This window comes from Actinomyces sp. 565, assembly GCF_010365615.1.
In the GTDB taxonomy this organism is placed as follows: Bacteria; Actinomycetota; Actinomycetes; order Actinomycetales; family Actinomycetaceae; genus Actinomyces.
The window spans coordinates 1-23197 of record NZ_PIZD01000004.1; the positions used below are offsets into that span (position 1 = coordinate 1).

Consider the following 23197-nt stretch of genomic DNA (forward strand, 5'->3'; position numbering starts at 1 on the left):
CCCGGTCGGACGGCCCGCGACCCGCGGGCGTGCCCCCGCGCCGGCCGCTGCGGCACGGCGCTGTGGCGGCAGGTGAGGCGGACGCGGTTCGCGACCCGGTCAAGGACACGGTGCCCCGCGGCATCCCGGCGATCGACGAGGCCGCGGCCCCGGTGCCGCCCGCAAAGCGGCCGGAGATGATCATTGTCACCGGCATGTCCGGCGCGGGCCGGTCCCGGGCGGCCAATGCGCTGGAGGACCTCGACTGGTACGTGGTGGACAATCTTCCTCCGCAGCTGTTGCCGGCCTTGGCCGGCATGATGACCACGGTCGGCGCGGGCGTACACCGGCTGGCCGCCGTCGTCGACGTGCGCAGTCGCGAGTTCTTCGCCTCCTTCATGCAGTACCTGGGGCAGCTGCGCGACGGCGGCGTCAACGTCCGCCTGATCTTCCTGGACGCCTCCGACGCGGTGCTGATTCGCCGCTTCGAGTCCTCCCGCCGCCCCCACCCGCTGCAGGGGACCGGCTCGATCCTGGACGGCATCGAGCACGAGCGCACACTTCTGGCGGGGCTCAAGGGCACCGCCGATGAGGTCATCAACACCACCGACTACTCGGTACATGACCTGGCGCGGCGCATTCGCGAACTGGTGGCGCACGAGTCCGACCTGGGCCTGCAGGTGACGGTGATGTCCTTCGGCTTCAAGTACGGGCTGCCCATGGACGCCGACCACGTCCTGGACGTGCGCTTCATCCCGAATCCCTACTGGGTCACGGAGCTGCGGCACCTGACCGGCAGGGACACGCCCGTGGCCGAATACGTGTTCCAGCAGGACGGCGCGGCCGCTTTTGTGGACGGCTACGTAGACCTGCTGGTTCCGGCGCTGCCGCGCTACGTGGACGAGCTCAAGCCCAATGTCACGATCGCGGTGGGATGCACCGGGGGCAAGCACCGTTCGGTTGCGACCGCGGAGCGGATCACCGCCAGCCTGCGGGCAGCAGGGTTCAAAGTCTCCGTGCAGCACCGGGACCTGGGTAGGGAATGAGACGACAATGAGCGACACCCTGAGTCAAGCGGCCGGTTCCGCCATGCGTCCGGCGCGGGCCACCATCGATTCCGCCGGGTGGAGCCGCCGCGGCGAGGAGGGGCCTGCCGTGGTCGCCCTGGGGGGCGGGCACGGGCTGTCCGCCACGCTGCGCGCCCTGCGGCATGTCACCCACCGGCTCACCGCCGTGGTCACGGTCGCCGACGACGGCGGCTCCTCGGGGCGGCTGCGCCGCGAGTTCGACTGCCTGCCCCCGGGTGACCTGCGCATGGCGCTGGCGGCACTGACCGATGAGACCGAGTGGGGACTGACCTGGCGCGACGTGCTGCAGCACCGCTTCTCCGCCGAGGGAGAGCTGGACAACCACGCCCTGGGCAACTTGCTGATCCTGGCGCTGTGGCAGCTGCTGGGTGACGAGGTGGAAGGACTGGACTGGGTGGGGCGGCTGCTGGGCATCCACGGCCGCGTCATCCCCATGAGCGCCTCCCCGCTGGTCATCGAGGCGGATATCGTCAACGGGGCGGACCGCCAGCGCGTTTCCGGACAGGTGGCCGTGGCCACCACGCGGGGGCGCATGGAGAATGTGCGCGTCGTCCCGGAGGACGCCGATGCCCATCCTGAGGCCATCCGCGCAATCGACGCCGCGGACTGGGTGATCCTGGGGCCTGGCTCCTGGTACACCTCCGTGCTCCCGCACCTGATCCTGCCCTCCATGCGGCAGGCACTGGTCAGCACCAGCGCCCGCAAGCTGGTAGTACTTAACCTTTCGGCGCAAAGCGGCGAGACCGACAACATGACGGTGGCGGACCACCTGCGGGTCCTGGCCGAGTACGCTCCCGAGCTGCGCCTGGACGTGGTCGTGGCCGATCCCACTGTGATCGAGGACCTGGCTGATCTAGAGTCCGTTGCCGCTTCCATGGGTGCGGTGCTGGTGCTGCGGCAGGTGCGCACCGGTGACGCACTGTGCCACCATGACCCGTTGCGGCTGGCGGCCGTCTTCCGGGACGCCTTCGACGGCGTCATGGGTGACATCGCCTCGCCGCCGCGCGGCGCCTGAACCGCCCAGACCCTTCCAACCCAACCGCCACAGGAGCAGGAGCACCATCGATGTCGCTGACGGTAACCGTCAAGGACGAGCTCGCCCGCGTGACCACCGACAACGCCGCCCAGAGGCGCGCTGAGGTGGCCTCCATGCTGCGCTTCGCCGGCGGCCTGCACCTGGTGTCCGGCCGCATAGTCGTCGAAGCCGAGCTGGACCACGGCGGCGCCGTGCGCAGGCTGCACCGGGACCTGCGGGAGCTGTTCGGCATGACTCCTGAGGTACTGGTGGTTCAGGCCGGATCACTGCACCGCGGAAGCCGCTACGTGCTGCGCGTGGCCGACCGCGGGCGGGACCTTGCCCGCCTGACCGGGCTCGTTGATGCCCACGGGCGCCCGGTGCGCGGTATGCCCGTAGCCGTGGTTCAGGGTGGCCGCAACGCCTCGGCCGCGGCCTGGCGGGGTGCCTTCCTGGCCCGGGGCTCGCTTACCGAGCCGGGCCGCTCCTCCGCGCTGGAGGTTACCTGCCCCGGCAGTGAGGCGGCGCTGGCCCTGGTCGGTGCCGCACGTCGCTTCGAGGTGACTGCCAAGGCCCGGGAGGTGCGCGGCGCGGACCGCGTGGTTGTGCGTGACGGCGACGCCATCAGCGTGCTGCTGCAGCGGATGGGCGCGGTGGAGGCCAATGCGCTCTGGGTGGAGCGCCGCTCCCGGCGCGAGACCCGCGGCACCGCCAATCGACTGGCCAACTTCGACGACGCCAACCTGCGCCGCTCCGTGCGGGCAGCGGTTACCTCCGGTGCCCGGGTGGAACGCGCTTTTGAAATCCTCGGCGAGGACGTGCCCGAGCACCTGGTGCAGGCGGGCAGGCTGCGCATTCAGAACAAGCAGGCGAGCCTGGAGGAGCTGGGCCGTATGGCCGATCCGCAGCTGACCAAGGACGCCGTTGCCGGGCGCATTCGCCGGCTCCTGGCCATGGCTGACAAGCGCGCCCACGAGCTGGGAATCCCGGATACAGAGTCTGCGCTCACCCAAGACATGCTCGACATGTGAGATGTTTCAGCGTGTTCGCCCGTGGCGTGTCCGAACCCGCACGGCGGTGGGTTCGTAACGCTAGACTCGGCTTGCCGGATCAGACGGGGAGCTCCCCACGAAGGCCGGGGCACACACTGTGTGCAGCAAGTACGAGTACGTGCGTCCCATGGCGCACTAGGAGGACACAAAGTGACCACCCGCGTTGGTATCAACGGCTTCGGCCGCATCGGCCGCAACTTCTACCGCGCCGCCCTCGAGCAGGGCGCCGACTTCGAGGTCGTGGCCGTCAATGACCTGACCGACATCAAGACCCTCGCCCACCTCCTGAAGTTCGACTCTATTCTGGGCCGCCTCGCCGCCGAGGTCACCTACGACGAGGAGAACATCATCGTCGACGGCAAGCCGATCCGCGTGCTGGCCGAGCGCGAGCCCGGCAACCTGCCCTGGGCGGACCTGGGTGTCGACGTCGTCGTAGAGTCCACCGGCTTCTTCACCGACGCCACCAAGGCCCAGGCGCACATCGACGCCGGCGCCAAGAAGGTCGTCATCTCCGCCCCGGCGAAGAACGAGGACGGCACCTTCGTGATCGGTGTTAACGAGCAGGACTACGACACCACCAAGCACAACATCATCTCGAACGCCTCTTGCACCACCAACTGCCTCGCCCCCGTGGCGAAGGTGCTGGACGAGGCCTTCGGCATCGAGAACGGCCTGATGGTCACGGTGCACGCCTACACCGGTGACCAGCGCCTGCACGACGCCCCGCACAAGGACCTGCGTCGTGCTCGTGCCGCCGCTCTCAACATCGTTCCCACCTCCACCGGTGCCGCCCGCGCCGTCGCGCTCGTTCTCCCGCAGCTCAAGGGCAAGCTGGACGGCTACGCCATGCGCGTGCCGGTCCCGACCGGCTCGGTTACGGACCTGACCTTCAAGCCCTCCAAGCCGGCCACGGTCGAGGAGATCAACGCCGCCGTCAAGGCTGCCGCCGAGGGCCCGCTCAAGGGCGTCCTGGCCTACTCCGAGGAGGACCTGGTCTCCACCGACATCGTTGGTGACCCCCACTCCTCCATCTTCGACTCCAAGCTGACCAAGGTACAGGGCGACCAGGTCAAGGTCGTCTCCTGGTACGACAACGAGTGGGGCTACTCCAACCGCCTCGCCCAGCTCACCGCCCTGGTCTGCGAGAAGCTGGCCTGAGCCCGGGTAGACCCCCGAGCAGACACGGCACTCACACAGTGAGCACCTGACGGACGCCCGCGCACGCCAACAGCGTGCGCGGGCGTCCGCGCGTAGAACCCCACCCGTCTGTAAATCAACGTCACACTCAGTACACACTCAATACACACTCAATACACACTCAACACTGCGAGGTTTCATGAAGACCATCGAGTCCCTGGGCGACCTGCAGGGCAAGCGCGTCCTGGTCCGCTCCGACTTCAACGTTCCGCTCGACGACGACAAGCACATCACCGACGACGGCCGTATCCGCGCCGCCCTGCCCACCCTCAAGAAGCTGCTCGACGCCGGCGCCAAGGTGATCGTCGCCGCCCACCTGGGTCGTCCCAAGGGCAAGGTCAACCCCGACTTCTCGCTGGCTCCGGTCGCCGAGCGCCTGGCGGAGCTGGCGGGCGTCGACGTCACCCTGGCCGAGGACACCGTCGGAGATGGGGCCAAGGCCGCCGTCGCCGCACTGGAGCCCGGGAACATCGTTCTGCTGGAGAATGTGCGCTTCAACGCCGCCGAGACCTCCAAGGACGACGCCGAGCGCGCCGCCTTCGCCGCGCAGCTCGCGGATCTGGCGGACGTATTCGTCTCGGACGGGTTCGGCGTAGTGCACCGCAAGCAGGCCTCCGTCTACGACGTCGCCCGCATCCTCCCCGCCGCCTCCGGGCTCTTGGTTGCCAAGGAGATCGAGTCCCTCGGCAAGGCCGTCAACGACCCCGAGCGCCCCTACACCGTGGTGCTGGGCGGCTCGAAGGTCTCCGACAAGCTCGGCGTGATCGCCAACCTGCTGGGCAAGGCCGACCGCCTGCTGATCGGCGGCGGCATGGCCTACACCTTCCTCGCTGCGCAGGGCTACGAGGTTGGGACCTCCCTGCTGGAGAAGGACCAGATCGAGACGGTCAAGGGCTACCTCGAGACCGCCAAGGCCAACGGCGTGGAGCTGCTCCTTCCCGTCGACACCGTAGTCGCACCGGAGTTCAAGCCGGACGCCCCGGCTACCGTGGTTCCCTCCAGCGCCATCCCCGCCGACCAGATGGGTCTGGACATCGGTCCCGAGACGCGTGAGCTCTTTGCCCAGGCGATTGCGTCCTCCAAGACCGTCGTGTGGAACGGTCCCATGGGCGTGTTCGAGTTCGCGGCCTTCGCCGAGGGCACCAAGGCCGTCGCCCAGGCGATCTCCTCCTCCGACGCCTTCTCGGTGATCGGTGGCGGTGACTCCGCCGCGGCCGTGCGCACGCTCGGCTTCGACGAGTCCACCTTCTCCCACATCTCCACCGGCGGCGGCGCCTCCCTGGAGCTGCTGGAGGGCAAGACGCTGCCCGGTATCGCGGTCCTCGACGACTGAGCCGCGCCCACAGGCACTTCAATCCCATCACATTCGGAAAAGGAATACGGATAATGAGCAACCGCACCCCGCTGATGGCGGGCAACTGGAAGATGAACCTGGACCACCTTGAGGCCAATCACCTGGTGCAAGGTCTGGCCATGGCGCTGAGCGACGCCGGGCACGACTACTCCAAGTGTGAGGTACTGGTCATCCCGCCGTTCACGGACATTCGCAGCGTCCAGACGATCGTCGAGGCCGACTCCCTCGGCATCAAGTACGGCGCCCAGGACGTGTCCATCCACGACAACGGCGCCTACACCGGTGAGATCTCCACCGACATGCTGACCAAGCTCGGCTGCAGCTACGTGGTTATGGGCCACTCCGAGCGCCGCGAGTACCACGGTGAGTCCGACGAGCTGGTCGGCGCCAAGGCCCGCAAGGTCCTGGATGCCGGCATGACTCCGATCCTGTGCTGCGGCGAGGCCCTGGAGATCCGCAAGGCCGGCACCCACGTGGACTTCGTGCTCGGCCAGATCCGTGCCGCCCTGGCCGGCTGGTCCGCCGAGGACGTGGCCAAGATCGTCATCGCCTACGAGCCCATCTGGGCCATCGGCACCGGCGAGACCGCCACCGCAGAGGACGCCCAGGAGGTCTGCGGCGCGATCCGTGAGGCCCTGCGCGCTGATTACGGCGACGCCACCGCGGACGCCACCCGCATCCTGTACGGCGGCTCCGCCAAGCCGGCCAACATCAAGGAGCTGATGGCACAGGCCGACATCGACGGCGCGCTCGTCGGCGGCGCCTCGCTGAAGGCGGACTCCTTCGCGCAGATGGCCGGCTTCTACGCCTGATCCCCTAGCCTGAGCTGCTAGCACGTCTGTGTTCAGCGTGTGCGCCCGGTCCCCGTGGGGCCGGGCGCACACGCGTGCAAGTGCGCGGATCGGGTAGAGTCGCCGAGTGAGGAGGCGGCGGTCGCCTCACTGTGACAGGCCGAACCGGCCGGAACGACGACGAAGGGAATGCGGCGTGGGCGTGCTGACCATAATCCTGCAGGTACTGCTGGTCCTCTCAAGCTTCTTCCTGATCATGACGATCCTGATGCACAAGGGCAGGGGCGGTGGCCTGTCCGACATGTTCGGGGGCGGCATCACCTCCTCAGCCGGCTCCTCCGGCGTCGCCGAACGAAACCTGAACCGGATCACCATCGGGGTGGCCCTGGTCTGGACGGCAACCATTATCGGTCTCGGGCTGGTTGCCCGATTCGCCTGAGCACGCCGGACAGCATCATTACCCGAGCAGCTGCGGACACCGGGGCGACCGGGCGGCGCACCCACGATCCTCGCGGGGATGCGCTTGAGCGGGCCCGGTCCGGTTACCTGGCACACCTGCGTGTAGAGCGCGGGCTGAGTCCCAATACGCTGGCGGCCTACGAGCGGGACCTGGGTCGCTACGCCGATTTCCTGCGCGGGCGCTCGATTCACGCGCCCGACTCGGTGACCGAGGCGGATGTGGCCGCATTCCTGGAGGCGCTGCGTACCGGCGCCGACGGCGGTCGCCCGCTGGCCGCGTCCTCAGCGTCCCGCACAGTCACTGCCGTGCGCGGCTGGCACAGGTTCCTCCATGCCGAGGGAAGCACCGATGCCGATCCATCGGCGGCGGTACGTCCACCGCAGGTGGGACGGCGCCTGCCCAAGGCGCTCACCGTGGACGAGGTGCGACGCCTGCTGGAATCCGCTGGAAACGACGACTCGCCGGTGTCCCTGCGCGACCGCGCCCTGCTGGAACTGCTGTACGCAACCGGTGCGCGTATCTCGGAGGCAGTTGGGCTGGTAGTGGACGACTTGGATGCCGCATCCGGCTGCCTGCGGGTGTTCGGCAAGGGACGCAAGGAGCGGATCGTACCGATGGGCCAGTTCGCCTGGGACGCGCTGGAGGCCTACCTGGTGCGTGGACGTCCCGCCCTGGCGGCGAAGGGGCGGGGAGTGCCGGAAGTGTTCCTGAACACCCTGGGCCGGCCACTGTCACGGCAGTCGGCCTGGGCGGTGCTGCAGCACGCGGCGCAGCGGGCCGGACTGGCCGGGGGCTCCGGTTCCGGCGGAGGGGCGGAGCGACGCATCTCCCCGCACACGCTGCGGCACTCCTTCGCCACCCACCTGCTGGCCGGAGGTGCGGATGTGCGCGTGGTCCAGGAGATGCTGGGGCACGCCTCGGTCACCACCACCCAGATCTACACCAAGGTCACCGTCGACCACCTGCGGGAGGTTTACGCCACCAGTCACCCGCGGGCCCGCGGCTAGCCTGCGAAGGAGTCTTCTCCGCGTCCCGCTGTCCCACTTCGACTAGGCTGCCCGTGTGAGTGACGCCAAGCAGCCCGGCCTGATCGACCCGCCCGAGAACTCTGACGACGGCAAGCTGGAAGAACAGGAGAAGGTTTTCCCTGTGCCGGCGCCACTTGAATCGCACGGGCCCGCCCGTGTGATCGCCATGTGCAACCAGAAGGGCGGCGTGGGAAAGACCACCACCACCATCAACCTGGGCGCCGCGCTGGCCGAGTACGGACGCCGCGTACTGATCGTGGACTTCGACCCGCAGGGCGCGGCGAGCGCCGGCCTGGGCATCAACGCCCACGAGCTGGACCAGACCGTCTACGACATGCTGGTCGCCGCCCGCCCCGATGTGCGGCCCATCATCCACTCCACCTCCGTGGAGGGCCTGGACTTGGTGCCCGCGAATATCGACCTGTCCGCGGCAGAGGTACAGCTGGTCGGGGAGGTCGCCCGCGAGCAGGCTCTCGCCCGCGTGCTGCGTCCCGTGCTGGACGACTATGACGCGATCATCGTCGACTGCCAGCCCTCCCTGGGCCTGCTGACGGTCAACGCCCTCACCGCCGCGCACGGCGTCATCATCCCGCTGGAGACGGAGTTCTTCGCTCTGCGCGGCGTAGCCCTGCTGGTGGAGACCGTGGACCGGGTGCGGGACCGCATCAACCCGCGGCTGCAGATCGACGGCATCCTCGCCACCATGGTGGACCCGCGGACGCTCCACTCCCGGGAGGTGCTCGAGCGCCTGACGGAGGCCTTCGGCGACAAGCTCTTCGACACGCAGATCCGTCGCACGATCAAGTTCCCGGACGCATCCGTAGCAGCCGAACCCATCACCAGCTACGCCTCCGGGCATCCCGGTGCCGAGGCGTACCGGCGCCTGGCCCGTGAGGTCATCGCGCGCGGCAATGTTGCCTGAACCGGTTATTGAGACGCTTCCGAACGGCTCCCAGCCGCAGCTGGAGACCTCACCGGGGCTGGTTCCGGCAGGGCCTGGGCAGGTGCCCGGATTCCAGGTCAACCTGCCGCAGTTCGAGGGGCCCTTCGACCTGCTGCTCACCCTGATCGCCCGTAAGCGGCTGGACATCACTGAACTGGCCCTGGCGGAGGTTACCGACGAGTTCATCGCCCACATGCGCGCGGACTGGGACCTCGGGCGCGCCAGCGAGTTCCTGGTGGTTGCCTCCACTCTGCTGGCGCTCAAGGCCCACCGGCTCCTCCCGCACGATCCCGAGGAGATGGACGAGGACATGGAGCTGCTCGAGGCCCGCGACGTGCTCTTCGCCCGGCTGCTGCAGTACCGGGCCTTCAAGGAGGCGGCCAAGGTCATCCGCTCCCACGCCGAGGCGGCTTCCCGCACGCACCCGCGCGTGGTGTCCCTGCCCCCCGAGCTGGCGGCCCTGCTGCCTCGGCTCGTGGCCACCAGCGACGCCGAGGACCTGGCCCGCATCGCGGCCGACGTACTGACCCGCCGCCGGGATCCGGGCGTGCAGACCGTGCACCTGCACGAGCGCGTCCCCGTGGGGGAGCAGCTGCGCCTGCTCGCCAGCCGGCTGCGCCGCGCCGGCACCCTTACGTTCACTGAGCTGACTGCTGACGCGGGGCGTACCGCGGTCGTCGTCGCCCGCTTCCTGGCGCTGCTGATCCTGTACCGCCAGGGAGGCGTCGACCTGGCACAGGAATCGCCCATGGGGGAGATCACGGTTAGCTGGCGGGACGAGTCGCTTGAGGATCCGAGCGCAGTGGCCGCGGACTCCCTGGAGCTGGAGGAGGAATTCGCATGAGCGCCGTGGAGTCGGCGGCGGCTTTGCCGGTACCCGTGCCGGAGGAGGAACTACGTGCCGCGGTGGAAGCCGTCCTGGCAGTAGCGGACGAGCCGGTCACGGTGGTCGCCTTGGCCCAGGCCCTCGACCGGGACGAGCAGCTCATCGAGGCGGTGCTGGAGTCACTGGCCGCCGAGTACGCCGGCGAGAAGCCCGGCCCCGACGGCGGCACGCGGGCGCGCGGCTTCGTCCTGCGACGGGCTGCGGGCGGCTGGCGGCTGGCCTCCGCCCCCCGGTTCAGCGAGCTGGTGGAGCGCTTCGTCATTGGCGGGGCCACCGCCCGCCTGTCGCAGGCCGCACTGGAGACGCTGGCCGTCATCGCCTACCGGCAGCCCGTCACTCGCGGCCGGATAGCTGCGGTGCGGGGCGTGAACGTAGACGGCGTGGTGCGCACCCTGCACGCCCGCGGCCTGATCGAGGAGGCCGGCACGGAGCCCTCCGGTGCGATCCTGTACCGCACCACCGGGGAGTTCCTGGAGTACCTGGGCCTGGACTCGCTTGCCGACCTACCGCCCCTGGCTCCCTACCTGCCCGATTCCTCCGCCCTGGGGGACATAGAAGATGAGATCACCGGGAGGATGCTGCCGTGAGCATGCGCAACAATACCGACGGAGGCGCCCAGAACGTCCCGGACGCACTGGATCTCGGCGCCGAGGAGTTCTACGACGCCGACGACCTCGAAGAAATCGACTACGAGGACGAGGCCTCCTCCACGGCGCCCGCCGCGGCCGCCGACGCCCCCCGGGGAGGGCGGGCACGCCCAGACGACCCCTACGTCGTCGGCGGGCAGCGGCTGCAGAAGGTGCTGGCCCACGCCGGGGTGGGGTCCCGGCGCGTATGCGAGCAGCTGATCGCCACCGGGAGAGTCAGCGTCGACGGGGTGCGAGTCACCGAGCCCGGAGTGCGCGTTGACCCCGCCACCCAGGAGATCCGTGTGGACGGCTCGCGGGTGCTCACCGACCCCGATGTCATCACGGTCATGCTGCACAAGCCCGTCGGCGTGGTCACCACCATGGAGGACCCGCAGGGCCGCCCCACGGTCGCCGAGTACACCGAGCAGTACCTGGCCGAGCACGCCGAGCAGCTGGGCGGGCCGGAGAAGGCTTCCGCGCTGCGGCTGGTGCACGTGGGCCGGTTGGACGCCGACACCGAGGGGCTGCTGCTGCTGTCCAACGACGGCGAGCTCACCCACCGGCTCACCCACCCCAGCTATGAGGTCGCCAAGACCTACGTGGCGGTGGTGCGGGGGCACGTCAGCAGCGGGCTGCCGAGTCGGCTCAAGCGCGGCATCGAGCTGGAGGACGGGCCGATTGCCGCGGACCGCGTAGTGGTCAAGGACTCCGCCCCGGACGCCTCGATCCTTGAGGTCACCCTGCACTCGGGCCGCAACCGGATCGTGCGCCGCATGCTGGCAGCCGTCGGGCACCCCGTAACTCGTCTGTCCCGCACCCGGATCGGAACGCTGTCGCTCGGCGGTCTGCGCCCGGGGGAGATGCGCCCGCTCACGGGTGCGGAGGTAAGCGCACTGCAAAAGGAGGTGGGCCTGTGAGCGCCGCCGGAAACCCCTCCGCCCCGCTCGCCACCCGGGGGCCGGTGCTGGTGGTCGGCACCGGGCTGCTGGGCACGTCCCTGGCGCTGGCCCTGACCTCAGCCGGCGTCCCGGTGCAGTTAGCCGACACCTCACCCACCTCCCTGGCACTGGCGCGCGACATGGGCGCCGGGCAGGTGCGTGACGAGCACAGCGCCGAACCCGCCCTGATCGTGGTCGCGACCCCACCGGACGTGGCCGCCGGCGTGGTGCTGCGCGAGCTGGCCGCCCACCCAGACGCGGTGGTCACGGACGTCGCGAGCGTCAAGGCGCGCATTGCCGCCGAGGTGCGCCGCCACGGCGGGCGGGAGGCGCGCCGCTACGTCGGCTCCCACCCCATGGCCGGGCGGGAGCGGTCCGGAGCCGCCGCCGCCGACTCCGACCTGTTCGCCGGCCACCCCTGGGTGGTCGTCGCCGACGGGTCCGCCCCGGAGGCCGAATTGGCGGTGCGCAACCTGGCCGTCGACGTCGGCGCCACCCCGGTGCGCATGAATGCCGCCGAGCACGATGCCGCCGTCGCCGCCGTCAGCCACGTCCCCCAACTGGTCAGCTCCCTGCTGGCCGCCCGCCTGGAGTCCACCCCCGAGAACGCGCTCGGCCTGGCCGGGCAGGGGCTGCGCGACACCACCCGCATCGCCGCCTCCGACCCGCGGCTGTGGTCGGCGATCGTGGTCGGCAACGCCGGGCCGGTGGTGGACATGCTGCGCCAGCTGCGCGGGGACCTGGACACACTGATCAACGGGATCGCGCCTGCCGCCGTCGACCCCGGCGACCCGGCCTACACCGCCGCCGGGGACGCCGCTACCATCGCCCCCGGCGCCGTCGGCGCCATCACCGACCTGATGACCCGCGGCAATGCCGGGCAGGCCCGCATACCGGGCAAGCACGGCGGGGCGCCGCGCCGCTACGCGCAGGTGCAGGTGCTGGTGCCCGACTCGGCCGGCTCGCTGGGCCGTCTGTTCTCCGACGTCGGCGAGGCGGGCGTCAATATCGAGGACTTCGCCATGGAGCACTCGCCCGGGCAGAGCGCCGGCCTGGCCATGCTCTCGGTCATGCCGGCCGCCGCCCAGGGGCTGGAGGAGGCCCTGGACGCCCGCGGCTGGCGCGTGGTCGTGTCCTAAGGAGGGCGGAGCACTTGCCGCGGCGCGGCTGTGGGCGGACTCATCTGCCGCCGATCCGTGCGGCGGCGCGTGATTGTGGGACGCTTACCCCTTGAGACCGACCGGCTCGCCGGAGCCTGCGGGGTCGAACGTTGGAGGAACACATGGGAATCGTCGTCGCCATCGACGGGCCGTCCGGGTCCGGCAAGTCCACGGTGTCCAAGCGGGTTGCGGCCGCGCTGGGGCTGGCCTACCTGGACACCGGCGCCATGTACCGGGCAGCCGCCTGGTGGTGCGAGCGCACCGGCATCGACCTGGACGACGCCGAGGCCGTCACCCACGCCGTGCAGGCCATGCCGCTGGTGATGGGTCTTGATCCCGAGGCGCCCGGTGTCACCTGCGACGGGGTGGACATCGCCGAGGCCATCCGCGACCCGCACGTGTCCACAGTGGTCTCCAAGGTCGCCACCAACCTGGATGTGCGCGCCGAGATGGCGCGGCTCCAGCGTGAAATCATCCGCGCCGAGGCCGGTGCTCTGGCCGGCTCCTTCTCCCGCGGCGCAGGCATCATCGCCGAGGGGCGAGACATCACCACCGTCGTCGCCCCCGACGCCGACGTGCGCCTGCTGCTGACCGCCAGCGAGCAGGCCCGGCTGGCCCGCCGCGCCGCCGACCTGGACGCCGCCGGAAAGGCCGTGGATGCCGCCGCCCTGCGCGACCAGGTGGTGCGCCGCGACCGCGACGACGCCACCGTCTCCCAGTTCCTCACCGCCCCCGAGGGCGTCACCGCGGTGGATACCTCGAACCTGACGCTGGAGGAGACCATCACCCGCGTCACCGCGCTGGTCGAGCGGTCGCGCGCCGAGAGCGCCGAGCGTGAGCGGCTGGAGGACGCACGTGCTGACGCACTGCGTACCGGACTGGACGACTACGAGCTCGACGAGGAGGACCGTGCCCTGCTCGCGGGGGAGGAGATACCCGCTGCCGAAGCCGGCCTGGAGGCGGGCCTGCCCGTCCTTGCCGTCGTCGGCCGGCCGAACGTCGGCAAGTCCACTCTCGTCAACCGGGTCCTGGGCCGCAGGGCGGCCGTAGTGCAGGACGTGCCCGGGGTGACCCGAGACCGCGTCTCCTACCCGGCGGAGTGGGCGGGCAAGCGCTTCACCATCGTTGACACCGGCGGCTGGGAGATCGACGTGGCCGGGCTGGACGCCGCCGTCGCCGCACAGGCCGAGGCGGCCGTGGACCTGGCCGACGCGGTGCTGCTGGTGGTGGACGCCCGCGTGGGCGTCACCGAGGCCGACGACCGGATCGTGAAGATGCTGCGCCGCTCCGGCAAGCCAGTGGTGCTGGCGGCCAACAAGGTCGACTCGCCCGTGCAGGAGGGCGATGCCGCCTCCCTGTGGGCCCTGGGACTGGGCGAGCCCTACGCCGTTTCCGCCCTGCACGGGCGCGGCAGCGGCGAGCTGCTGGACGCCGTCGTCGCCGTCCTGCCTGAGGTCTCCGCGGTGGCCGGGCCGGAGCGCAGCGATGACCTGCACCGCATCGCCCTGGTGGGGCGGCCCAACGTCGGCAAGTCCTCCCTGCTGAACCAGCTCGCCGGAAATGAGCGGGTGGTCGTTAACGAGCTGGCCGGCACCACCCGCGACCCGGTAGACGAGGTGGTGGAGTTCGACGGCCGCCAGTGGGTGCTGGTGGACACCGCCGGTATCCGCCGCCGCATCCGGCAGGCACGCGGCGCCGACTACTACGCGGTGCTGCGTACCCAGGGGGCGGTGGAGAAGGCCGAGGTGGGCGTGGTGCTACTGGATGCGTCCGAGGCCGTCACCGAGCAGGACATCCGCGTGATCCAGCAGGTGGTTGACGCTGGGCGTGCCCTGGTGATCGTCAACAACAAGTGGGACCTGGTGGATGAGGACCGCCGCAAGCAGCTGGAGTGGGAGGCGGAGCACGAGCTCGCGCATGTGGGCTGGGCGCCACGCATCAACCTCTCCGCCCGCACCGGCTGGCACACCAACCGCTTGGCGCGCGCCCTGGACACGGCCCTGGCAGGATGGAGCACGCGCGTGCCCACGGGGCGGCTCAACGCCTTCCTGGGGGAGCTGCAGGCGGCCACGCCGCACCCGGTGCGGGGCGGGAAGCAGCCACGCATCCTGTTCGCCACCCAGGTGCAGACCGCCCCGCCGCGCATCGTCATCTTCACCACCGGATTCCTGGACGCCGGCTACCGGCGCTTCATCGAGAACCGGCTGCGCGAGGAGTTCGGCTTCGCCGGCACCCCGATCCAGATCGGCGTGCGCGTGCGCGAGCGCCGTCAGCGGCGCTGAGGGCGGCTCGGCATGCCAACGGACCGGCGGTGTCAAAATCGATGACAAACGCCGGGGAAGCGCTCTTCTACGCTACTCGGCACCCGCATGGTTCCAACGTTTTTTGAAGCGCCTTGAGCGCCGCGTACTTCGTTTGTCATCGATTTTGACAGCGAGCACGTGACCTCCGCTCGCTAGCCCCACACCCCGGACGAGCCGCGCCGCCAGGAGCCCACCAGGTGGGTGTCCACGATGCCGATGGCCTCCATCAGCGCGAATGCCGTCGTCGGGCCGACGAACCGGAAGCCCAGGTGCTTGAGCCGGCGGGCCAGTGCCTCCGACTCCGGCGAGCGCGTGGGAGCCTCCGCCAGCGTGCGCGGGGCGGGTGTGACCGCCGGCCGGAAGGACCAGACCAGGCCCGCCAGGCCGTCGACGTCGGCGTCCCGCAGGGCCACGGTGGCACGGGCGTTATTGATGGTGGCCAGAATCTTGGCCCGGTTGCGCACGATCCGGGCGTCGGCCAGCAGCCGGGCCACATCCTCGTTCCCGAAGCCGGCCACGGCCTCAGGGTGGAAGTCGGCGAAGGCCTCCCGGAAGGCGGGCCGCTTGACCAGGATGGTGCGCCAGGACAGGCCCGACTGGAAGGCCTCCAGGCTGAGCCGCTCGAACACGCCGCGCTCGTCGCGCACGGGCATGCCCCACTCGGTGTCGTAGTAGTCGCGCAGCAGCGGGTCGGCGGCCGCCCACACGGGCCGCGCCAGACCGTCCTCGCCGATCACCAGGTCTCCCATGCGGTAACGGTAGCGGACGGCCTAGACTGGCGACATGTCGACAACACGCACACCGGTTGACCCCACCACCACGTCCGCCTGGAAGCGGCTCACTGAGCTGCACCAGTCCATGGAGCCCGACCTGCGCGCCTGGTTCGCCCAGGACCCGCAGCGCGCCGAACGCTACTCATACGAGATGGGCGACCTGTTCGTCGACCTGTCCAAGAACTTCCTGACCGACGAGGTCCGCGACGCCCTGGTGGAGCTGGCCGAGGCCGTGGACGTTCCCGGCCGCCGCGACGCCATGTTCGCCGGCGAGCACATCAACGTCACCGAGGACCGCGCCGTCCTGCACACCGCCCTGCGCCGCCCCGCCACCGACACCCTCACCGTGGACGGTCAGGACGTAGTCGCCGACGTGCACGCCACCCTGGAGAAGATCTACGCCTTCGCCCGCCGCGTGCGCTCGGGGGAGTGGACCGGCGTGACCGGCAAGCGCATCGAGACGGTCGTCAACATCGGCATCGGCGGCAGCGACCTGGGCCCGGTCATGGTCTACGAGGCCCTGCGCCCCTACGTGCAAAAGGGGCTGGAGGCCCGCTTCATCTCCAACATCGACCCCAACGACTGCGCCGAGAAGGTCTCCGACCTGGACCCGGAGACCACCCTGTTCATCATCGCCTCCAAGACCTTCACCACCCTGGAGACGCTCACCAACGCCCGCATGGCCCGCACCTGGCTGCTGGAGGCGCTGGCCGCGCGCGGCATCAGCACCGACGGCGCCGTCGCCAAGCACTTCGTGGCCGTATCCACCGCCTTGGACAAGGTGGAGGCCTTCGGCATCGACCCGGCCAACGCCTTCGGCTTCTGGAACTGGGTGGGCGGGCGCTACTCGGTGGACTCCGCCGTCGGCACCGTGCTGGCCGTGACCGTTGGTCCGGAGAACTTCGCGGATTTCCTGTCCGGCTTCCACGCCGTAGACGAGCACTTCGCCACCAAGGCCCCGGCGGAGAACGTGCCCATGCTCATGGGCCTGCTCAACGTCTGGTACGTGAACTTCTTCCAGGCCGCCTCCCACGCCGTGCTGCCCTACGCCCAGTACCTGCACCGCTTCCCGGCCTACCTGCAGCAGCTGACCATGGAGTCCAACGGCAAGTCCGTGCGCTGGGACGGCAGCCCCGTGGTGGCCGATACCGGGGAGATCTTCTGGGGTGAGCCGGGCACCAACGGCCAGCACGCCTTCTTCCAGCTGCTCCACCAGGGCACCCGGCTGATCCCCGCCGACTTCATCACCGTGGCCAACCCGGCCCACCCGGTCAAGGACGGCGACGCGGACGTGCACGAGCTGCTGCTGTCCAACTTCCTGGCCCAGACCGCCGCCCTAGCCTTCGGCAAGACCGCCGAGGAGGTGCGCGCCGAGGGCACCCCGGAGGCCATCGTGCCGGCCCGCGTGTTCACCGGCAACCGGCCGACGACGTCGATCCTCGCCCCGGCCCTCACCCCCGCCGTGGTCGGGCAGCTGATCGCCCTGTACGAGCACATCACCTTCACCGAGGGCATTGTGTGGGGCATCGACTCCTTCGACCAGTGGGGCGTGGAGCTCGGCAAGAAGCTCGCCCTGGAGATTGCCCCCGCCGTGCGGGGCGACGAGGCCGCCTACGCCTCCCAGGACGCCTCCACCCGGCAGCTCATCGACCGCTACCGCGGTCTGCGCCACTGACCACCGCGCAGCGGTTCTGGTAGAGCCATGACGCCGGGGGCGGGGGACGGGTTCCCCTCGCTGATCGACGACGCCCGCCTGCGCCCACTCACCGCCGCCGAGCGCGTGCGCTACTCGCGCAACGCGCTTGTGCCGGAGGTTGGCGGGCGCGGGCAGCAGCGCATCCGCGCCGCCCGCATCCTGGTGGTGGGCGCGGGTGCCCTGGGCTCGCCCGCCGTCCTGTACCTGGCCGCCGCCGGCGTGGGCACGCTCGGCATCATTGACGACGACGACGTCGCCGTCTCCAACCTGCAGCGCCAGGTGCTGCACACCACCGCCGCCGCGGGCCGCCCCAAGGTCGACTCCGCGCGGGAGGCCGTGGCCGCCCTGAACCCGGACGTGGAGATCGTCACCCGCCGGGAGGCCCTGACCAGCGCCAACGCCATGGAGCTGCTGCGCGGCTGGGACGTGGTGATCGACGGCACCGACAACTTTCCCACCCGCTACCTGCTGGGGGACGCCTGCGTGCTGCTGGGCATCCCCCTCGTGCACGGGGCGGTGCTGCGCTTCGACGGCCAGGTCACCGTCTTCGACGCCGAACGCGGCCCCTGCTACCGCTGCGTGCACCCGAGCCCGCCCGACCCGGGCGCGGTACCGTCCTGCGCCGAGGCCGGGGTACTGGGCGTGCTACCCGGAATTGTTGGCGCCATGCAGGCTGCCGAGGCACTCAAACTGGTGGTCGGAGGAGCGCAACCGCTGATCGGCCGCATGCTGCTGGTCAACGCCTGGGAGGGACGCGGGACGGAGCTGCCGATCGGCAAGAACCCCGACTGCCCCGTGTGCGGTTCCCAGCCAACAATCACCCGCCTGGTGGATTATGAGGCCCTGTGCGGCTCCCGGTCGCGGCAGGAGCAGGACACTGAAGTACAGGAGAGCACCATGAACACGATCACCGCCACTGAGCTGCGCGAGCGCATCGCCGCGGGTGAGTTGCCCGGGCAGGAGTACACGCTGCTGGACGTGCGCGAGCCGCACGAGGTTGAGCTTGAGACGATCGACGGGGCGGCGCACATTCCGCTCGCCCAGGTGGTCGAGCGCCGCGGGGAGTTGGATCCGAGCCGGGAGCTGATCGTCTACTGCGCCGGGGGCGTGCGCTCCGCCCGCGCCATTGCGGCTCTGGAGGACGCCGGATACGACGGCCCCATGACCAACCTTGAGGGCGGCATCAAGGCCTGGAACGCCTCCGCCTGACCCGCCAACCCGCCGAGATCGGTAGATATAACCGCCGAGGCCGGTCAGTGCTGCCAAGGCCATCCGGGAACGGTGAGCGGTGTCACCGCCCGCGGATTTCGACGTCGGGACACAGATGGGCTATCGTCTTCCTTGTTCCGAGCGGCGTGAGCCGCGCGGGCACGGGCTGTGGCGCAGCTTGGTAGCGCACTTGACTGGGGGTCAAGGGGTCGTGGGTTCAAATCCCGCCAGCCCGACCAGAGCTATTAGGGGTGGCATGCCCCTCGGTCGGGCACGGCTCCAGAATGGGTAGAAATTGCGATCACTGCGGCCCCTCGTCGGGCGAGACTGCGCGATAATAGCCGTCGATCACATCGGCTAGCGCCAGGCAAGCATGCTCATCACTGCCTTATGGATCATCAGGCCGGCAATGGCTGATCAGGAGGTTCGATCTTGACCGCAGACTGCACCGGGGCGTCAGGCCCCGAGTCCGAGCAGGCGCATACGCCGGCCGAGCCCGATGATGCCGAGCTGGCACGGATGCTGGTCACTGCCACCGGAATGGGGCGGGCACAACTGCGTGACCTGATCGAGCGTAGGGCACGCGAGCGGCAGTCGAATAGCTGACCATCTGCGGTACCTCGGTTTCGGCCGCGTAGACGCAGCCCGAGGGTAGGAGGTACATCGTCTTCCAGGGTGAGTGCTTACGGAGCCGTATCATGCCTCCGCATGATTCAGGTCCCGCGAGCGGTACTGACAATCTTTCCTCGTGTCGTGGAGCACCGACACGGACAGGAAGGAGCGCGCACCGACGATGCAGGCACACAAACCCCTTTTCCCTCACATTCTGCCTAGGGTCCTGTACCTAATCGCGGTACTCGCGCTGACTGACACCGTACTGAATTCCACGCCCGGTATCGGTCAGGTCCTGGAGTTCATCTTCTTGTGGATCGTGCCGCTGCCGTCAATCGACTGGCTAAGCGGAATCGTCCTCCTCCTGCTCGCAGCAGGCATGACTAAGCGCAAGCGAGCGGCGTGGACCGCGCTTACCCTGGTAACGGCACTGGTGACCCTGCTGTACGTACTCATTCTGGCGGTGGCGTTCCAAGACGAAGAGCTGGCGGACGTGCGCCCCTACCTGACGGTGAACACCGCCACGCTGCTGGTCTTCCTGGGGCTATTAACCGCATACCGCAGGCATTACACGGTGCGGTCGCAGCCGGGTAACAGCCGCCGCGCTCTGACGGTCTTTGTGGCCTCTGCCGGTTCTGTCACGCTTGCCGCGGCCCTCGTGAAATTCGCAGTCTCCGGCGTGGGCGCACGGCAGTTCGGAGAGCTGCTTGTAGGGGGCAGTCCCCAGTGGCTGGCCAGTCTGCTCGGCTTCGGCTGGGCGATCACCTTCCTCGTTGCCTTCGGGATGCTGCTGCGCTCCCAGCAGGAGATCGCGCAGATGTCCGTGAAGGAGGAGAGCCGTGTACGTACCCTGCTGGCTGAGTATCCCGCGGACTCTCTAGGATACTTCGCCACCCGCCGGGACAAGTCCGCGCTGCTGACTGATGACGCCGCCGTCGTGTACCGAGTCGCCAATGGTGTAGCGCTGGCCTCAGGTGACCCCTTGGGAGAACCGTCCACCTGGTCGGCTGCGGCGCGGGCATTCGTCCGCCGCGCCGCGGAATTCGGCTGGACCCCCGCCGTCATCGGGGTTTCCGAGGCGGGCGCCCGGGCCTACGCCGATGCCGGGCTGCGGGCGCTGCACATTGGTGACGAGGCTGTACTGGACTTCTCACGCACGCGGATCGACGACATGCCCGAGGTGCGTCGGCCGGTTCGCCGACTCAAGGAGCGGGGGTACACGGTGCGGATCCGCCGACACCGCGAGATCCCGACCGATGAACTCAGCGCCCTGACGGGTCTTGCCCATGAATGGCTAGGCGGAGAGGCGGAACGGGGATTCTCGATGGCACTGGGCCGCCTGGGCGACCCCTCCGACGGCGAGTGCGTGATGGTGGAGGCGCTCTACCCACCCGGTGACGAGCGCGGGGAGATCGCCGCCCTGCTGTCCTTCGCCCCCTGGGGGGCGGACGGCTTGAGCCTCGACGTGATGAGACGACACCCGGGCGCCGATAACGGCGTGACCGAGCTGATGGTGTCCGCCCTGATGTCCGACGGCGTAGAACTCGGCCTCACCCGGGCATCGCTCAACTTCGCAGTCTTCCGCTCGGCGTTCGTTGAGGGGGAGAGGATCGGCGCCGGACCCGTGCGTCGCCTGTGGAGACGCCTGATGCTGTTGGCCTCCCGCTGGTGGCAGCTGGAGTCCCTCTACCGCTCCAATGCGAAGTACAACCCCGTCTGGTCTCCACGGATGATCTGTTACCCCGACGGCGGGGACCTGGCTCGTGTGGCCTTTGCCATGGGAGTCGCGGAGGGGTTCGTGTCACCGCCCGGATGGCTGTCACCCACGACCGACATAAACCAGCCCCGCCGCGACGACGAGGACTCGGCGCGTCTGAGCGCCATCAGCATGGGAGCATCCAGGACGGCGCCCTCCAGGCGGCCAGCCAAGCAGTTCGCCTCTCGCCTGGCCTCACGGGAGGCCATGGTCGCCGCCGGCATGGAGCCCTACCCGCCGTCGGTCAACGTCACGGCGTCATGCGCCGATGCCTCGGGGGCGTGCTCCGTGGCCGGCAGAGTCATGTCGGTACGCGACCACGGCGGGGTGCTCTTCGCGGATCTGCGTGACCGCAGCGGCGACCTGCAGATTCTTCTGGAACGCTCCACAACCGGCGTCGACGATATGACACGCTTCCGACGGCTGGTGCGAGCGGGCGACCAGGTGGTCGCCTCCGGCACGGTGGGCACTTCGCGCACCGGTACGCGCAGCCTGCTGGTGTCCACCTGGAGCATGACCTCCAAGGCGCTGCGGCCCCTGCCGGACAAGCGGCGGGGCATCCGCGACCCCGAGACCCGCGTGCGTCAGCGTCACCTGGCGCTGATCGTCGACCCCGGGGAGCGCAGGATGGTCGCGGCACGCTCCCACGCCATCCAGGCGGTCCGCCGGGAACTGCTGGGACGTGACTACCTGGAGGTGGAGACGCCCATACTCCAGCCCGTGCACGGCGGCGCGAACGCGCGCCCGTTCAAGACGCACATCAACGCCTACGACCTGGACCTGTACTTGCGCATCGCCCCGGAGCTGTACCTCAAGCGCCTCATGGTCGGCGGCATGGAGCGAGTCTTCGAGATCGGCCGCAACTTCCGCAACGAGGGCGCCGATGCCACGCACAACCCCGAGTTCACCATGCTGGAGGCCTACCAGGCCCACGCCGACTACGAGGTCATGAAGGACGTGGCACGCGACCTCATCATCTCCGCCGCCCAGGGCGCTCTCGGGACCACCGTGATTCGCGGCCGGGTCGGCGGCACCGAGCAGGAGATCGACCTGGCGGCCCCGTGGCGGACGGTCAGCGTGTGCGAAGCCGTCAGCGAGGGGCTGGGGGAGGAGGTGGGGCCGGAGACCCCCATGGAGGCGCTGCGCGCCGCCGCTGACAGGATCGCCATGCCCTACGACCCGCGTTGGGGGTGGGGAACCCTGATGCAGGAGCTGTACGAGCACCTGGCGGAGTCCACTACCGTCGCCCCGACCTTCTTCACCGACTTCCCGGCGGAGACCTCGCCACTGACCCGGCCCCACCGCCAGGATGCCCGGCTGGCCGAGCGGTGGGACCTGATTGTGTTCGGTGCCGAGGTGGGGACCGCCTACTCCGAGCTGGTCGATCCCGTGATTCAGCGTCAACGCCTGACCGCCCAGTCCCTGGCGGCGGCCGGAGGCGACCCCGAGGCCATGGAGCTGGACGAGGCGTTCTTGGCGGCGCTGGAGCAGGGCATGCCGCCTTCGGGTGGGTTGGGCGTGGGCCTGGACCGGCTGGTCATGATGCTCACCGGCGCGTCCATCCGCGAGACGATCGCCTTCCCGCTGGTGAGGCCGGAGCAATGACCGCCCGCCGGGCACGGGTTGTCCTCGCGCTGCTCGCCGTCGTCACTTACAACAGTTGGCTGGCGTGGCGGCTGAACGGCGACCCGCGCGCACTGTTCGGTTATCTGTCCGAGCTGGCCGCGCAGGACCAGCCCTACCAGTGGTTCTTCCGCCTGGGGGACCTGACGGCCGCAACCGTATTCGCCGTCATCGCCGTGCTCGGACGGCGCGGCTGGAGCCGATGGCTCGGCGTTCGCGCCCAGCACGCGTCGGTGGCCCTGGGGCTGGTTGCGGCCGGGACGGTGCTGGACAGCCTGTTCAACCTGCCGTGCGCGGAGAGCCGGGACGCGGTGTGCGCAGCCACACCCAGCCTGGCCAGGCACCTGCACGAGGCCGCATCCGTACTCGTATCGGTCACGCTGGTCACCCTGATCGCCCTGGTTGCGCTGGGCATGGCCGAGCGCAACGGCCGCACGGCGCGGTTCTGGGCGGTGGTGGCCTTCGGCGTCGTGATCGCCGCGCTGCTGCTGTTCACCGCGGTGGCGCCCAGGCTCGCCCCCGGAACTCAGGGCCCCGTACAGGCCGTCCAGGTGCTGGCGTGCTCGGCTTGGATGGCGCTGCTGGCGTGGCGGCTCGAGGACGAACTGGAAGAACAATCGGCAGGTGAGTAATGACTGACCCGGGGCGGATCACCGCGGGGCGCTTTCCGAGCGGTCATACGGTCCGGGTGCGGGACGGACGCGG

20 protein-coding genes and 1 tRNA gene are annotated in these 23197 nt (G+C 69.7%); 20 read left to right on the forward strand and 1 reads right to left on the reverse strand.

Annotated elements, in window-relative coordinates:
• Positions 1–62: 62 nt before the first annotated feature.
• From rapZ to der, 14 genes are all read left to right on the forward strand, one after another.
• On the forward strand, positions 63–1025 hold the full coding sequence (gene rapZ, locus GZ997_RS00865; RefSeq protein ID WP_162678551.1) for an RNase adapter RapZ: 963 nt from the start codon (positions 63–65) through the stop codon (positions 1023–1025).
• 7 nt (positions 1026–1032) lie between these two features.
• Positions 1033–2082: a uridine diphosphate-N-acetylglucosamine-binding protein YvcK gene (gene yvcK, locus GZ997_RS00870; RefSeq protein WP_238994153.1), complete on the forward strand. Its 1050-nt coding sequence runs from the start codon at positions 1033–1035 to the stop codon at positions 2080–2082.
• A 50-nt stretch (positions 2083–2132) separates the two neighbouring features.
• Positions 2133–3113 carry a DNA-binding protein WhiA gene (gene whiA / locus GZ997_RS00875; protein ID WP_161923991.1) on the forward strand — a complete coding sequence of 327 codons (981 nt, stop codon included), beginning with the start codon at positions 2133–2135 and terminating at the stop codon, positions 3111–3113.
• 171 nt (positions 3114–3284) lie between these two features.
• The gene (gene gap, locus GZ997_RS00880; protein ID WP_161923992.1) at positions 3285–4292 is read left to right on the forward strand and encodes a type I glyceraldehyde-3-phosphate dehydrogenase; all 1008 of its coding nucleotides are present in this window, start codon (positions 3285–3287) and stop codon (positions 4290–4292) included.
• Between the two features lie 178 nt (positions 4293–4470).
• Positions 4471–5664 carry a phosphoglycerate kinase gene (locus tag GZ997_RS00885; protein ID WP_161923993.1) on the forward strand — a complete coding sequence of 398 codons (1194 nt, stop codon included), beginning with the start codon at positions 4471–4473 and terminating at the stop codon, positions 5662–5664.
• Between the two features lie 53 nt (positions 5665–5717).
• Positions 5718–6497, forward strand: a complete 780-nt coding sequence (gene tpiA / locus GZ997_RS00890; RefSeq protein ID WP_161923994.1) for a triose-phosphate isomerase — start codon at positions 5718–5720, stop codon at positions 6495–6497.
• A gap of 175 nt (positions 6498–6672) precedes the next feature.
• Complete coding sequence (gene secG / locus GZ997_RS00895; RefSeq protein WP_161925319.1) at positions 6673–6915, forward strand: preprotein translocase subunit SecG; 243 nt, start codon at positions 6673–6675, stop codon at positions 6913–6915.
• Between the two features lie 107 nt (positions 6916–7022).
• On the forward strand, positions 7023–7943 hold the full coding sequence (xerD, locus tag GZ997_RS00900) for a site-specific tyrosine recombinase XerD (protein WP_202616322.1): 921 nt from the start codon (positions 7023–7025) through the stop codon (positions 7941–7943).
• 55 nt (positions 7944–7998) lie between these two features.
• Positions 7999–8886 carry a ParA family protein gene (locus tag GZ997_RS00905; protein WP_161923995.1) on the forward strand — a complete coding sequence of 296 codons (888 nt, stop codon included), beginning with the start codon at positions 7999–8001 and terminating at the stop codon, positions 8884–8886.
• Positions 8876–9751, forward strand: coding sequence for a ScpA family protein (locus GZ997_RS00910; RefSeq protein WP_162678492.1), 876 nt, complete (start codon positions 8876–8878; stop codon positions 9749–9751). The genes GZ997_RS00905 and GZ997_RS00910 overlap by 11 nt, the downstream gene beginning before the upstream one ends.
• The gene (scpB, locus tag GZ997_RS00915) at positions 9748–10380 is read left to right on the forward strand and encodes an SMC-Scp complex subunit ScpB (protein ID WP_161923996.1); all 633 of its coding nucleotides are present in this window, start codon (positions 9748–9750) and stop codon (positions 10378–10380) included. The genes GZ997_RS00910 and scpB overlap by 4 nt, the downstream gene beginning before the upstream one ends.
• 2 nt (positions 10381–10382) lie before the next feature.
• Positions 10383–11339: a pseudouridine synthase gene (locus tag GZ997_RS00920; RefSeq protein ID WP_162678553.1), complete on the forward strand. Its 957-nt coding sequence runs from the start codon at positions 10383–10385 to the stop codon at positions 11337–11339.
• On the forward strand, positions 11336–12499 hold the full coding sequence (locus tag GZ997_RS00925; protein WP_162678493.1) for a prephenate dehydrogenase: 1164 nt from the start codon (positions 11336–11338) through the stop codon (positions 12497–12499). Before GZ997_RS00920 ends, GZ997_RS00925 begins: the two co-directional genes overlap by 4 nt.
• 143 nt (positions 12500–12642) lie before the next feature.
• Positions 12643–14802, forward strand: coding sequence for a bifunctional cytidylate kinase/GTPase Der (gene der, locus GZ997_RS00930; RefSeq protein WP_162678494.1), 2160 nt, complete (start codon positions 12643–12645; stop codon positions 14800–14802).
• Between the two features lie 173 nt (positions 14803–14975).
• Here der and GZ997_RS00935 read toward each other — a convergent pair whose 3' ends face one another.
• Positions 14976–15572: a DNA-3-methyladenine glycosylase I gene (locus GZ997_RS00935; protein ID WP_162678495.1), complete on the reverse strand. Its 597-nt coding sequence runs from the start codon at positions 15570–15572 to the stop codon at positions 14976–14978.
• Positions 15573–15606: 34 nt separating this feature from the next.
• Between GZ997_RS00935 and pgi the strand changes: the two genes are divergently transcribed.
• From pgi to GZ997_RS00965, 6 genes are all read left to right on the forward strand, one after another.
• On the forward strand, positions 15607–17271 hold the full coding sequence (pgi, locus tag GZ997_RS00940; RefSeq protein WP_162678496.1) for a glucose-6-phosphate isomerase: 1665 nt from the start codon (positions 15607–15609) through the stop codon (positions 17269–17271).
• Between the two features lie 27 nt (positions 17272–17298).
• Positions 17299–18501, forward strand: a complete 1203-nt coding sequence (moeB, locus tag GZ997_RS00945) for a molybdopterin-synthase adenylyltransferase MoeB (protein WP_162678497.1) — start codon at positions 17299–17301, stop codon at positions 18499–18501.
• 162 nt (positions 18502–18663) lie between these two features.
• Positions 18664–18740: transfer RNA gene (locus GZ997_RS00950), tRNA-Pro, on the forward strand.
• Between the two features lie 193 nt (positions 18741–18933).
• Complete coding sequence (locus GZ997_RS00955) at positions 18934–19107, forward strand: hypothetical protein (protein ID WP_162678498.1); 174 nt, start codon at positions 18934–18936, stop codon at positions 19105–19107.
• A 187-nt stretch (positions 19108–19294) separates the two neighbouring features.
• A complete protein-coding gene (lysX, locus tag GZ997_RS00960; RefSeq protein ID WP_162678499.1) occupies positions 19295–22474 on the forward strand; it encodes a bifunctional lysylphosphatidylglycerol synthetase/lysine--tRNA ligase LysX in 3180 nt (1059 codons plus the stop codon).
• Positions 22471–23124: a DUF998 domain-containing protein gene (locus GZ997_RS00965; RefSeq protein WP_162678500.1), complete on the forward strand. Its 654-nt coding sequence runs from the start codon at positions 22471–22473 to the stop codon at positions 23122–23124. The genes lysX and GZ997_RS00965 overlap by 4 nt, the downstream gene beginning before the upstream one ends.
• The last annotated feature ends 73 nt before the right edge of the window (positions 23125–23197 follow it).

Coding starts and splice junctions, on each gene's coding strand:
- pgi (WP_162678496.1), top strand. CDS start 15,607: ATGTCGACAACACGCACACCGGTTGACCCCACCACCACGTCCGCCTGG.
- GZ997_RS00885 (WP_161923993.1), top strand. CDS start 4,471: ATGAAGACCATCGAGTCCCTGGGCGACCTGCAGGGCAAGCGCGTCCTG.
- der (WP_162678494.1), top strand. CDS start 12,643: ATGGGAATCGTCGTCGCCATCGACGGGCCGTCCGGGTCCGGCAAGTCC.
- tpiA (WP_161923994.1), top strand. CDS start 5,718: ATGAGCAACCGCACCCCGCTGATGGCGGGCAACTGGAAGATGAACCTG.
- moeB (WP_162678497.1), top strand. CDS start 17,299: ATGACGCCGGGGGCGGGGGACGGGTTCCCCTCGCTGATCGACGACGCC.
- yvcK (WP_238994153.1), top strand. CDS start 1,033: ATGAGCGACACCCTGAGTCAAGCGGCCGGTTCCGCCATGCGTCCGGCG.
- whiA (WP_161923991.1), top strand. CDS start 2,133: ATGTCGCTGACGGTAACCGTCAAGGACGAGCTCGCCCGCGTGACCACC.
- GZ997_RS00920 (WP_162678553.1), top strand. CDS start 10,383: ATGCGCAACAATACCGACGGAGGCGCCCAGAACGTCCCGGACGCACTG.
- GZ997_RS00935 (WP_162678495.1), bottom strand. CDS start 15,572: ATGGGAGACCTGGTGATCGGCGAGGACGGTCTGGCGCGGCCCGTGTGG.
- GZ997_RS00910 (WP_162678492.1), top strand. CDS start 8,876: ATGTTGCCTGAACCGGTTATTGAGACGCTTCCGAACGGCTCCCAGCCG.
- scpB (WP_161923996.1), top strand. CDS start 9,748: ATGAGCGCCGTGGAGTCGGCGGCGGCTTTGCCGGTACCCGTGCCGGAG.
- lysX (WP_162678499.1), top strand. CDS start 19,295: ATGCAGGCACACAAACCCCTTTTCCCTCACATTCTGCCTAGGGTCCTG.
- GZ997_RS00965 (WP_162678500.1), top strand. CDS start 22,471: ATGACCGCCCGCCGGGCACGGGTTGTCCTCGCGCTGCTCGCCGTCGTC.